11 protein-coding genes are annotated in these 12088 nt (G+C 52.8%); 9 read left to right on the top strand and 2 right to left on the bottom strand.

What is annotated here, in order from left to right; genetic code table 11:
• Positions 1-27 precede the first annotated feature (27 nt).
• From rpmI to MXMO3_RS16545, 8 genes are all read left to right on the top strand, one after another.
• Positions 28-225 (top strand): 50S ribosomal protein L35, encoded by a 198-nt coding sequence (rpmI, locus tag MXMO3_RS16580; RefSeq protein ID WP_027834229.1) that lies wholly within the window; start codon positions 28-30, stop codon positions 223-225.
• A 26-nt stretch (positions 226-251) separates the two neighbouring features.
• Positions 252-653: a 50S ribosomal protein L20 gene (rplT, locus tag MXMO3_RS16575; protein WP_027834228.1), complete on the top strand. Its 402-nt coding sequence runs from the start codon at positions 252-254 to the stop codon at positions 651-653.
• Between the two features lie 163 nt (positions 654-816).
• Positions 817-1920 (top strand): phenylalanine--tRNA ligase subunit alpha, encoded by a 1104-nt coding sequence (gene pheS, locus MXMO3_RS16570; RefSeq protein ID WP_027834227.1) that lies wholly within the window; start codon positions 817-819, stop codon positions 1918-1920.
• Between the two features lie 2 nt (positions 1921-1922).
• Complete coding sequence (locus MXMO3_RS19075; RefSeq protein WP_117396609.1) at positions 1923-2933, top strand: ASCH domain-containing protein; 1011 nt, start codon at positions 1923-1925, stop codon at positions 2931-2933.
• 5 nt (positions 2934-2938) lie between these two features.
• A complete protein-coding gene (gene pheT, locus MXMO3_RS16560) occupies positions 2939-5365 on the top strand; it encodes a phenylalanine--tRNA ligase subunit beta (protein ID WP_117396608.1) in 2427 nt (808 codons plus the stop codon).
• A 319-nt stretch (positions 5366-5684) separates the two neighbouring features.
• Positions 5685-6848, top strand: a complete 1164-nt coding sequence (locus MXMO3_RS16555) for a hypothetical protein (protein WP_117396607.1) — start codon at positions 5685-5687, stop codon at positions 6846-6848.
• Positions 6849-6950: 102 nt separating this feature from the next.
• Complete coding sequence (locus MXMO3_RS16550; protein WP_117396606.1) at positions 6951-8474, top strand: fumarate hydratase; 1524 nt, start codon at positions 6951-6953, stop codon at positions 8472-8474.
• Complete coding sequence (locus MXMO3_RS16545) at positions 8474-8950, top strand: GNAT family N-acetyltransferase (RefSeq protein ID WP_117396605.1); 477 nt, start codon at positions 8474-8476, stop codon at positions 8948-8950. Before MXMO3_RS16550 ends, MXMO3_RS16545 begins: the two co-directional genes overlap by 1 nt.
• Positions 8951-8986: 36 nt before the next feature.
• Here the strand turns inward: MXMO3_RS16545 and MXMO3_RS16540 are convergent, their stop codons facing one another.
• The gene (locus MXMO3_RS16540; protein ID WP_117396604.1) at positions 8987-10024 is read right to left on the bottom strand and encodes an aldo/keto reductase; all 1038 of its coding nucleotides are present in this window, start codon (positions 10022-10024) and stop codon (positions 8987-8989) included.
• A 201-nt stretch (positions 10025-10225) separates the two neighbouring features.
• Here MXMO3_RS16540 and trhO point away from each other — a divergent pair, with 201 nt between their 5' ends.
• A complete protein-coding gene (gene trhO, locus MXMO3_RS16535; RefSeq protein ID WP_117396885.1) occupies positions 10226-11248 on the top strand; it encodes an oxygen-dependent tRNA uridine(34) hydroxylase TrhO in 1023 nt (340 codons plus the stop codon).
• A 1-nt stretch (position 11249) separates the two neighbouring features.
• Here the strand turns inward: trhO and MXMO3_RS16530 are convergent, their stop codons facing one another.
• Positions 11250-12041, bottom strand: coding sequence for a LytTR family DNA-binding domain-containing protein (locus tag MXMO3_RS16530; protein ID WP_162889322.1), 792 nt, complete (start codon positions 12039-12041; stop codon positions 11250-11252).
• Positions 12042-12088: the final 47 nt, after the last annotated feature.

Genomic DNA, 12088 nt, shown 5'->3' with positions numbered 1-12088 from the left:
GATGAGGCAACAAGAAGGAAAAGCAAAATGCCCAAGCTTAAGACAAAGTCTGGCGCTAAAAAGCGCTTTAAAGTGACTGGCACTGGCAAAGTCATGGCCGCAGCAGCAGGCAAACGCCACCGTTTGATCAGCCACAACGGTAAATATATCCGTCAAAACCGTGGTACGAGCGCAATGTGTGCACAAGATGCACGCACGGTGAAAAAATTCCTGCCCTACGCCTAATAATCTGACTTTTAAGGACTCAATCCATGTCACGTGTAAAAAGAGGCGCAACGAGCCACGCCCGTCATAAAAAGGTGCTCAAATCAGCCAAAGGTTATTATGGCCGTCGCAAGAATACCATTCGCGTTGCAAAGCAAGCGGTGGAAAAAGCGGGTCAGTACGCATATCGCGACCGGAAGGCGAGAAAACGTAATTTCCGTGCATTGTGGATCCAGCGTATCAACGCTGCTGTTCGCGAGCATGGCTTGACATATGGTCGATTTATCGACGGCCTCAGCAAAGCTGAGGTTGCGGTTGACCGTAAAGTATTGGCTGACTTGGCCGTTCGTGAGCCAGAAAGCTTTAAAGCGCTGGTTGAAACTGCCAAAAAAGCGCTCGGTTACCTTAAGGATGTTGACGCGACAACCCACGCTCGGGTTGCCAGCTAAGCACTCCTCGCCTTATCTTTTCTGAGGCCGAATTTAAAGCCTTGCGCCATCCTCCAGTCTGGGGTTGGCGCAAGGCTTTTGTGTTTAAAGGCTTTGTGCGCCTATATGGTGCGCAAATCTTCTCGCTGCTTAAACGAATAAACGGGACAAGGGGTCCGAACAAATGGTTGATACCAAAGCGCTGGACGCGCTCAAATCTGAAATCCTGGCTGCGGTTGAAAACGCGGCCGACCTAAAAGAACTGGATGCGGTTCGGGTTGGCGCCTTGGGCAAAAAGGGTTCCATTTCTGAACAGCTGAAAGGCTTGGGCAAAATGACCCCCGAAGAGCGCAAAGTGGCTGGCCCCGCGCTCAATGGCTTGAAAACCGAAATCGCCGAGGTGATTGAGGCCAAGGCAGAGCAATTGGAAAATGCGGCGCTGGATGCCAAGCTGGCGGCTGAAAAAGTGGACATTACCCTGCCGCTGCAGCAAGGGCCCATGCAGCGCGGCTCTATCCACCCGATCAGCCAAACCATTGATGAAATCACTGCAATCTTTTCCGATATGGGGTTTGCCATTGCCGAAGGCCCCGATATTGAAAGCGACTATTACAATTTCACCGCGTTGAACTTCCCCGAAGGTCACCCCGCCCGCGAAATGCACGACACGTTCTTCATGAAGCAGCAAGAGGGCGAAGGCTCCAACCAAGGCAAGATGGTGCTGCGCACGCACACATCACCTGTGCAAATCCGTACTATGGAAAATCAGGAGCCGCCGATCCGTATCGTGATTCCCGGCCGCACCTATCGTTGCGACAGCGACCAGACACACACGCCCATGTTCCACCAGTTGGAAGGCTTGGTTATTGATAAATCATCACATATCGGCCAATTGCGCTGGGTGCTGGAAGAGTTTTTGACCGCCTTCTTTGAAGTTGATCACGTTAAAACCCGTTTCCGCCCGTCATTCTTCCCGTTCACCGAACCATCCATGGAAGTGGATGTGCAGTGCGACCGCTCTGGCAATGAAGTGAAAATTGGCGAAGGCAGCGACTGGATGGAGATCTTGGGCTGCGGCATGGTGCACCCCAATGTGATCCGTAATTGCGGGCTCGACCCTGATATCTACCAAGGCTTTGCCTGGGGCATGGGCATCGACCGGATCGCCATGCTTAAATATGGTATGCCGGACCTGCGCGACTTCTTCGGCGCTGATCAACGCTGGCTCGACCATTATGGCTTCCGCCCACTGGATCTGCCGACCCTGTTTGGAGGATTGTCTTCGTGACCATGCCCGTCAGCGATATGGAAGAAATCTATATCGTGACCGACATTGAAAGCGATGGCCCCAGCCCCCTGCGCAACTCTATGCTGAGCTTTGCCAGTGTGGCGATGAATCGCCGTGGCCAGTTTTTGGGTGAGTTTCAAGCTGTGCTTGAGCCGCGCAAAGACCGGGTGCCCGACCCTAAAACCATGGAATGGTGGAAGACCGAACCCGATGCCTATAAGGCGGCCACCGAAAATGCCCAATCACCGGAAAAGGTGATGAAGGAATATGCCGCGTGGGTGAAGGGCTTTGAGGGGCGCAAGGTGTTCGCCGCCGCGCCGCTCATTTTTGACGGCATCTTCATCGATCATTATTTGGATCTTTATACCCGTTCGCGCGTCTTTTCTGGCCCCACCCACAGCCAAGTGATCTTTAGCGGCGGGGCGGCGGATATTTACACCATGTCGGGCATTTTGGCAGGCGTGCCGCATCAGGAATGGACCACACGGCGGGTGCCTGACAGCTGGATTGGGTTCCAGCCGCACAGCCATTTCGCCATTGATGACGCCCGCGGCTTTGCCCATTTGCTCAAACGCTTCTTCATTGTTTCCAGCCTGCCGCAACATTTGCGCCAGCTCGAAATCTCTGAATTTGGCGACAGCGAAACCTTGTGCAACGAACTTGTTGGCCTGATTGTTACAGGCAAGAAAACCGCGACCTGTGGCGCGCTGGCACACTATGAAGCCGATGGCGAACCTTTGCCTGAAGTGGGGAAGCGCTACATTGTGCCCAACTGGGACGGCGTGCCCCAATGCATCATCGAAACCACCTCAGTGGAGGTGAAACGCTTTGATGAAGTGGATGAGGATTTTGCCCGCGCCGAAGGCGAAGGGGATTTGAGCTATCAATATTGGCATGATGGCCACAAAGATTTTTTTACCCGGAATGGCGGGTTTTCACCCGAAATGAAACTGGTGTGCGAGCGCTTTAAGCTGATTGAAGCGTTAGCGGATCAAACGACGACAAAAGAGTAAAACCGATGAAATTTACAATTGACTGGCTAAAAGATCATCTGGACACCACAGCTTCCAACGATGAGATCATTGAAACCCTCACCCAGATTGGTCTTGAGGTGGAAGAGGTTGAAGATCAGGCAAAAGCACTCGCGGATTTTACAGTTTGCGAAGTTCTTTCCGCTGAAAAACACCCCAATGCGGACAAGCTAAAAGTGTGCATGGTGAGCACCGGCAAAGGCGACCCCGTGAAAGTGGTGTGCGGCGCCCCCAATGCGCGCACGGGCATGAAAGGCGTGTTCGCCGCTTCAGGCACCTATATTCCTGGCACAGATTTTGTGTTGTCCAAAGGCGTGATCCGCGGCGAAGAAAGCAATGGCATGCTGTGTTCTGAGCGTGAATTGCTCCTGTCTGACGATCATGACGGCGTCATTGATTTGCCGGCGGATGCGCCCGTAGGCGAGCGCTATGTTGATTATGCCAAACTGAACGATGTGGTGATCGACATCGCCATCACCCCGAACCGTGGTGATTGCACCGGCATTTACGGTGTCGCGCGTGACTTGGCCGCCGTGGGCGTTGGCGAATTGAAGGACGGTACTGTCCAACCTGTGCCTGCAACATTGGACGGGAAAGGCGATATTTCTGTTGAGTTTCGCTTTGGCGAGGGTGAGCCCCAAGCCTGTCAGCAATTTGCTGGCCGCTTGTTCAAAAACGTAAAAAATGGCGCATCGCCCGAATGGATGCAGCAGCGTTTGATCGCGATCGGTCTGCGGCCCATCAACGCGTTGGCCGACATCACCAACTATGTGTCTTATGATCGTGGCCGCCCGCTGCACGCCTATGACGCTGACAAAATCAACGGCCAGTTCCACGCGCGCAACGCCAAAAAAGGCGAAGAGATTTTAGCGCTGGACGGCAAAACCTATCAGCTTGACGAGACCATGTGTATCTTGGCTGATGATAATGGCCCGCTTTGTATTGGCGGCATTATGGGCGGTGAAGAAAGCGGTTGTACCGAAGACACCACCAGCTTGTTTTTGGAAAGTGCGTGGTGGGAGCCGATCGAAATCGCGCAGACTGGCCGCAAAACCGGCATCAATTCTGATGCGCGTTATCGGCTGGAACGCCATGTTGATCCAGAGCTGACGATTGCTGGCCTCGAATTGGCCACCAAACTGATTTTGGAGATTTGCGGTGGCGAAGTGCACGAAATCACCGTCACAGGCGATGTGCAACCTGAGGAAAAAGTTATCGACTTCCCACTGGCGGAAATCACCCGCCTGACCGGTTTGAAGGTACCTTTCGTTGAGGTGAAGGCCGTATTGAGCCGCCTGGGCTTTTGGGTCGCTGGATCTGGCGATGTGGTGAAAGTGGCGGTGCCGTCTTACCGGCCCGACATTGAGGGCAAAGCAGACTTGGTGGAAGAAGTGATGCGCATTGTCGGCGTCGACAATGTGCCTGTTGATCCATTGCCGCGCCTCACCAGCGTTGCGCCCAAAATGCTCACAACGATTCAAAACCGTCGTCGTATTGCGCGGCGGGCTTTGGCGGCGCGTGGCTTTAATGAAGCAGTGACTTGGTCCTTTGTTTCTGAAAAAGAAGCAACAGCCTTTGGCGGCGGCCAAGATGAGCTGAAGTTGGAAAATCCGATCAGCGCAGAATTAAGCGATATGCGCCCCTCGTTGCTTCCCGGCTTGCTGGCAGCGGTTAACCGCAACACCAACCGAGGCATTGCCAACTTGTCGCTATTCGAAGTCGGTCAGGTGTTTAAAACCGCCGCTCCCGATGGACAATATAACTATGCCGCTGGCGTTCGTGCTGGCTTGGACACTTATGGCCAAGTGGGGCGCCATTGGCAGGGCAAAGCCGAAAAACCAGATGTGTTTGAAGCTAAGGCCGATCTGTTTGAGACATTGGCGCAGTTGGGTGTCGATCCCAACAATCTGCAAATTGTAGCTGAGCCGGCAACATGGTCGCATCCGGGCCGCGGCGGCCGCGTGCAGTTGGGGCCAAAAAATATCATCGGGTGGTTCGGTGAATTGCACCCCAAACTGATCAAAGACTTGGATTTGCCCAAAAACATTGCCGCATTCGAGCTAAATCTGGACGCGATTCCACAACCTCGGGCAAAAGCCACCAAGGCGAAACCTGCTTTGACCATATCCGACCTACAAACCGTGAAACGCGACTTCGCTTTCGTGGCCGATCAATCTGTGGAAGCGGGCAAATTGCTCAAAGCCGCCGGATCAGCCGACAAAAAGCTGATTACAAATGTCAGCTTGTTCGACGTGTTTGAAGGCAGCAATTTGGGCGAAGGGAAAAAATCTTTGGCTATTGAAGTGACCATTCAACCCAAAGACAAAACCCTCACCGACGAAGAAATCGACGCGATCAGCCAAAAAGTGGTTGCTGCTGTGCAAAAAGCCACAAAAGCTGAATTGCGGGGATAGGGCCTTTCTACGATGTGTTCCGCGACGCGAACGGAAAGCGTGTGTGGTTTGTTGGCCCGGATCCCAAAAATCTTTTGGATGATTTAGTCAATTGCCGAGTGGAGGGCATACAGTCTGGGCATATTGGTCAGCTTAAGCTCGTCAAAAGCCACGAAAACATTGCTGGCTATCTGCGGCGGCCCTGATGTCGACCACTAGTATGTTTTGGCGATCTCGGGTCAGCGCATAGCTGGTAAACTTGGTAGGTCGGCTGAATCCGAAAAGCATTTGAAGGATGAGTTTTTGGCCAAGAAGTTGGAAGAGATATTTGGGCAGAAAAATGGGTGATGCTTCAATTGGCTGTTTGCTGGATCTCAGTACCGGTGAGCGGGAAAGTATGCGCCTTTCCACGGTGCAACTCGACAATGCGAGCGATGTTAAGCGCAGGCCAAAATACCCTGAGCGCGAGCGCCCCGAAAAATTCTTGGCAAGCTTCGATTTCACAACCCTCTACTATGATTGCTTTTGGGACCAAAACACCAAAGATGTTTTATGCGTTGGCCCCACACCGACAAATCTTAGGCCGCATTTCAAGCGGGCTGTTTACCGCGCGTTGCCCTCAGGTAAACAGATAAAGGCAAAGCATTTTTTCTCTCTGACGGTGATGTCCACGCAATTGAAGGATGTACCTGTCGACACCACGGCAATTGAAATGCATTTTGCCGGCGAGCCGCATCTCATGCCGGTGCAGCCAAATGGATGTGATGAGTTTTCACGCGAAAATTTGATGTTCACCCTGTCGAAAAACAACGATTTGAAATGGATCAAGTTTTGGGCGGAGTACCATGTGCGAAAGCAAAATGTTTCCGCCATTATCCTGTTTGATAATGGTTCGGATCAATATGAGATGGATGATCTCATAAAGACGCTGACGGACATTGATGGGCTAAAGAAAGTCCTTGTCGTGAGCATGCCTTATCCCTATTGCGCCAAGGATGAAATATTGCGGGTGAACCCCTATTGGGCTCATTTTCTGCAGATCGCGCTAATGAGCATCGTGTTGCGCCGATTTGGTATGGGCGCGAATGCCATTTTGAATCTGGATATTGACGAGCTGGCGAACAGCAACGGCCAGGCCGATGTATTCCAACTGGCAGAGCAATCCAGCTTGGGCATTTTAGCCATGAAGGGCGTTTGGGTGGAGCCAATTGCAGAAAGCGAATTCGGCGATCATCGCGATTTTTGCGTTGTCGCCAAAAATAAGAAACAAAGCCACTGTTATGGTGACAAGTGGGCGATTGACCCAAAGCGTAAATGGTATAAAAAATTGAAGGTCTTCCCATATATGCATTGGATTGAAAACCGCCCTCAACTCGGTCGACGCTATGTGGAAGGGGTGCACTTTTGGCACTTTAAGGGGATCAACACCAATTGGAAGCTTAACCGGGCAACGCCAATGCAATTCGATCCCGAAATCCATGAGCGGCGCAACATCGAGTTTTAGAGTGTTTGACGAAACCGATCAAATTGACCCTTGGTCTAGTTGCAAATTTGACCAACTCATGGGACAAGCATTTAACTAATGCACCTTTGTCGCGAGGGACTTATGCCTGCCATCAAAAAAGAAGATTTCATTCAGTCGATCACTGACGCGTTTCAATTCATTTCTTATTATCATCCGCTTGACTATGTCAAAGCGGTGGCCAAGGCATATGAAAAGGAAGAGAGCCCCGCAGCGAAAGATGCGATTGCGCAGATTTTGACCAATTCGCGCATGTGCGCCGAAGGGCATCGTCCGATCTGTCAGGACACGGGCATCGCCGTTGTGTTTTTGAAAATCGGCATGGATGTGCGCTGGGATACGGACATGTCTGTCGAGGATATGGTCAATCAAGGCGTGCGCCAGGCCTATGCGGAGACAGATAGTAATTTGCTGCGCGCCTCATTGCTGATTGACCCGGCTGGCACCCGCAAAAACTCTGGCGACAACACCCCCGCCGTGATCCATTATGAAATGGTCACGGGCGATAAGGTGGATGTGACTGTGGCGGCCAAAGGCGGTGGTTCTGAAAACAAAGCCAAATTGGCAATGCTCAACCCCAGCGATGATATTGTAGAATGGGTGCTCAAAACCGTGCCGACGCTCGGCGCGGGCTGGTGTCCGCCTGGTGTGCTCGGCCTCGGCATTGGCGGTACGCCTGAAAAGGCCATGTATCTGGCCAAAAAATCACTGATGGCCCCGGTCGACATTCAAGAACTGATTGAGCGTGGCCCGAACTCGACTGCAGAAGAATTGCGGCTTGAGCTATATGAAAAGGTCAACGCGCTGGGCATCGGCGCGCAAGGCCTTGGCGGCCTGACCACCGTGGTCGACGTGAAAGTGTTGGACATGCCAACCCACGCGGCCTCCAAGCCAGTTGGCCTTGCGCCAAACTGCGCGGCCAACCGCCATGTGCATTTTGAATTGGATGGCACGGGCCCAGCGGATTTGACACCACCACCTTTGAGCGCGTGGCCTGACATTGGCTGGAAACCATCCACTGGCGCGAAGCGTGTTGATTTGGATAAGCTGACACCGGAAGAAGTCGCCACATGGAAACAAGGCGACCGCTTGCTGCTCAACGGCAAAATCCTCACCGGACGCGATGCCGCGCACAAGAAGATTCAATCGCTTTATGAAAGCGGTGAGGGCTTGCCCGAAGGCGTCGATTTCAACAATCGGGTGATTTATTATGTCGGCCCTGTCGATCCTGTCGGCGACGAAGCGGTTGGCCCAGCCGGCCCAACCACAGCGACACGCATGGATAAATTTACCGAAATGATGCTCGACAAAACCGGCCTTGTGGCAATGATTGGCAAGGCCGAGCGTGGGCCTGCCGGTTTAGAGGCGATCGCCAAGCACAAAGCAGCCTATTTGATGGCCACAGGCGGCGCGGCCTACCTCATCTCCAAAGCCATTCGCTCGTCCCGCGTGGTGGCGTTTGAGGAGTTGGGCATGGAAGCCATATATGAGTTCGACGTGGAGAATATGCCGGTGACGGTTGCCGTGGATTCCACGGGTCAGAGTGTCCACCAGATCGCCCCAGCCATCTGGCGCAAGAAAATTGGCAAATTGCCTGAGCCTGCCTGATGGATTTGCCAAAAGGCTACCGGCTGCGGGCGGTCCGCGAGATGGATCTTGATCTGATTTGCGCCCAGCGCGAACTGATGTTTTCCGATGGCGGCAAGCGTACGCGCGAGCGCCTTGAAAAGATGACCACCTATTTCCGCCCCTGGCTGCAGGAGCGGTTGGCAGATGGGCGCTATTTCGGCTTTATTGTTGAACGCAATGGCGAGCCCGTGGCGGGCGTTGGTCAATGGATCATTGATTGGGCGCCCCACTTTCATCATGAAGAAGAGGCCCATCGCGGTTATATCGCCAATGTCTATGTTGCACCCGCCCATCGCGGCCAAGGCATTGCCAAATTTCTGGTGAGCTGCGCCGAGCAGGAATTTAAAGCCCGCGGCGTCTCCACCATGGTGCTGCATGCTTCTCAAGAAGCCGAACCGATGTATGAAAGCCTAGGCTGGGATCAAACCAGCGAAATGATGAAAATCAACGATTAAATTGAAAAGGGCGGCCCAACAGCCGCCCTAATTGTTTTAACGCAGCCAGCCTTCAGGTTGCGGGTGGAGGTTCATCAACCCACCTTCTGAAGCTTTGTCGATGGCGGCGATTTCTTCGTCGCTTAGCTCAAGATTGTCGAGCGCGCCCAGATTGTCTTTAAGCTGCTCGAGCGTGCGGACACCAATGAGTGCTGATGTCATTTCCTCGCGCCGCAGGGCCCAAGCCAATGCCAATTGCACCAATGATTGACCACGGGATTTGGCGATCTCGTTTAAACGATCTGCTGCATCCAAAACGCCCATTTCCAAATGCGATCCAGCAACAGAAGATGATTTTTCCGCCGCGCGGGTATTTTCGCCTTTGCCTTTTGAGTATTTGCCGCTCAACACGCCTTGCGCCAGAGGCGAAAAGGCAATGCAGCCCACGCCCAGTTCGCCAAGGGCATCCAAGGTGCCATCATCCTCAATCCAACGATTGAGGATCGAATAAGACGGCTGGTGAATGGTCAAGGGGACACCCATTTCTTGCAAAATCCGGTGGGCCTCGATGGTTTGCTCGCGCGGATAAGAAGAGACGCCCACATAAAGCGCTTTGCCTTGGTGGTAAAGCGAGGCGAGGGCGCCCATTGTTTCTTCCAACGGTGTGTCTGGATCAAAACGGTGCGAATAGAAAATATCGAAATATTCAACATTGCAACGTTGCAGGCTTTGGTCGCAGCTGGCGATCAGATATTTGCGGGAGCCAAACTCACCATAAGGGCCGGGCCACATTTCATAACCCGCTTTGGACGAGATGATCATTTCATCGCGATAAGGCTTAAAATCATGCTGCATCATTTGCCCAAAAAGCTCTTCAGATGAGCCTGGCGGCGGGCCGTAATTGTTGGCCAGATCGAAATGGGTGATGCCTTTGTCAAAAGCATAGGCCAATATCTCGAGCGCGCTTGGATAATCACGTGTGCCGCCGAAATTTTGCCAAAGGCCAAGGCTTATGGCTGGAAGTTTAAGACCGGAACGGCCGGAACGGCGATATTCCATTTTGTCATAGCGAGAAGGTGATGCGCTATAGGGCATAAGGGACCTCATATTTCTGGTGTGTTGATCACAATTTTAGATCACGGCAGGACAACTAGGATGACATAGATCAAGGGGAAATGGCAATGATTTGGCTATGAAACATCAATGCTTGGCGGCGCGGCGCTTTTTTGCTAAACCGCCCCATTGAAATTTGCCGCCTCAACTGGCGAGGCGATTGATCACCTGAGGAAGCTGAAGATGAGCGAATATAAGGTCGTTGCGCTTTATAAATTTGTGTCCTTGCCGGACTATAAAGAACTGCAAGAACCCATTCTCCATTTTTGCAAGGAACGTGACATCAAAGGATCGCTCTTGTTGGCCGAAGAGGGCATCAACGGCACGGTAGCGGGCCGTCCTGAAGCGATTGATGAACTGGTAGATTATTTGGAGCGCGGCAATCAATTCAAGTGCCGTTTCAAAAACACCGAAATCAAGTTTTCCGACGCCAGCGACATGCCGTTTTTGCGCATGAAGGTGAAGCTGAAAAAGGAAATTGTTACCCTGCGCGCGCCAGAAGCAGATCCCAATAAACAAGTCGGCACATACGTGTCGCCTGAGGATTGGAACGACATCATCTCCGATGAAGAGATGGTCGTGCTCGACACGCGCAACGATTACGAAGTGGCGATCGGCACGTTCAAAAACGCGCTCGATCCCAAAACAGATAGCTTCACCGAGTTCAAGGATTATGTGGCCGAAAACCTTGATCCGAAGAAGAACAAGAAGGTCGCCATGTTCTGCACCGGCGGCATTCGCTGTGAAAAAGCGTCCAGCTACATGCTGGCCCAAGGCTTTGAAGAGGTCTATCACCTCAAGGGCGGCATTTTGAAATATCTGGAAGAAATGCCAGAGGAAAAAAGCCTTTGGGACGGGGAGTGCTTTGTGTTTGATGAGCGCGTGTCCGTGGGACATGGCTTGAAGGAGGGTAATCTGACCCTTTGCCGGGCCTGCCGTTATCCGCTGACCGAAGAAGACCAGCAGCACCCCAAATTCATCGAGGGGCAACAATGCCACCATTGCGCTGACAAAATATCAGAGCGCAGCCGGGCGCGCGCTGCGGAGCGGGAAAAGCAAATCCGTTTGGCCGCTGAGCGTGGCCAAGCCCACATCGGCGATGAAGCAGAAGAATTTGCCCGGAAAAACAAAGAACGCATGAAGCAATTGCGCAAAGAACAGCGCGAGCTGAACCGTAAAATGGCAGAAAAGGCCAAGCAGGCTTAGATCATGCTGGTGCAGCGGGCAAAAGCCCCGCTGCCCTCGCCGCCTCGGTTTGCCCGCGGCTGATGGGCAGTTCTGCTCCATCCTTTATTACAGCGACCAGCGTACTGCCCTTTTTGCGGGTTTCCGCCACCGCATCAAGCGCCACCCAATGGGAGCGATGAATTTTCACCCCCGGCACGCCATCTGTTTCTTTGATCGCGTCGGCCAAGCGCAGTAATATCAACTCGGCCCCGTTGCTGGTGACGATGTTCACATAGTGATCCTGCATCGACAAATAATAAAGCTGGCCCCGATTTTTGACATTGAGGCGCGCCATCAACGGCACTTGCTTAGGCGGGTTGATGATTTCGCTTTGTGGACGCTGAAATATGTAGTGCAACGCTGAAATGCAGATCGAAATCGCCACGCAATAGACCCAGACCATAAACGATACGAACCCTGGGATTTCCCAATCGCCCAAGGCGATGCCGTTGATCAGCGTGATCAGAACAGCAACGGCGCTGCCTGCGCCTGTGCCCGCAACGATCACATGCAGGACCGGGTTGGTGGTTTTGAGATAATACTCAAAGGCATTGATCACTAAGCTGCCCGCAAAAACCCCGCCCGTATAGGTGACCACAACAGTGGTGAGCCAATAGGCCAAGCGTGGTCCCAGCGCGAAATAGGAAAAAGTCTGGAAGGGGCCGATAATCCCAATCATCACCGCAACAGTAATGATGCCTGCCCAAACACGGCCAGAGCCGAACATCTCGCGCATTTCGCGAAGCGTCAATTGTAATGGGCCGTCGTTCACGAAGCACTCCCTTGTTTTGGCGAAATCCCCATTGCGCCAGTACTTAA

Origin of the sequence: Maritalea myrionectae (genome assembly GCF_003433515.1) — a bacterium.
Taxonomy (GTDB): Bacteria; Pseudomonadota; Alphaproteobacteria; order Rhizobiales; family Devosiaceae; genus Maritalea; species Maritalea myrionectae.
The sequence above is the reverse complement of the archived record's forward strand: the minus strand, read 5'-3'. Positions and strand labels throughout refer to the sequence as shown.